The following is a 509-nucleotide window of genomic DNA, read 5'->3' on the forward strand; positions in this document are numbered from 1 at the left end:
CCCTGGCCCGTCCGCCGCCTCGACATCGAGACGATGAAGAAGACCGCGGACGAGGAACTGCGCAACATGGGCATCATCCTCGACGACCTCGAACAGCCCATCGGGACGCTGTCGGGCGGCCAGCGCCAGTGCGTCGCCATCGCCCGCGCCGTCTACTTCGGCGCCCGCGTGCTGATCCTGGACGAGCCCACCGCCGCCCTCGGCGTCAAACAGTCCGGCGTGGTCCTCAAATACATCGCCGCCGCCCGCGACCGCGGCCTCGGCGTCATCTTCATCACCCACAACCCCCACCACGCCTACATGGTCGGCGACCACTTCAGCGTCCTGCGCCTGGGCACCATGGAACTCTCCGCCTCCCGCGACCAGGTCAGCCTCGAAGAACTCACCAACCACATGGCGGGCGGCACGGAACTCGCCGCACTCAAACACGAGTTGGCCCAGGTCCGCGGCGTCGACGTCGAGAAGCTCCCGGAAGAGGGGGACCTCACCGCACCCGTGGCGGCCACCGG

At 68.8% G+C, this 509-nt stretch carries 1 protein-coding gene; it reads left to right on the forward strand.

What is annotated here, in order from left to right; translation table 11 throughout:
- Positions 1–509: ATP-binding cassette domain-containing protein (locus ADK57_RS15365; protein WP_159050063.1), on the forward strand; the 509-nt coding region annotated here is incomplete at both ends.

The organism is Streptomyces sp. MMG1533 (assembly GCF_001279775.1).
In the GTDB taxonomy this organism is placed as follows: Bacteria; Actinomycetota; Actinomycetes; order Streptomycetales; family Streptomycetaceae; genus Streptomyces.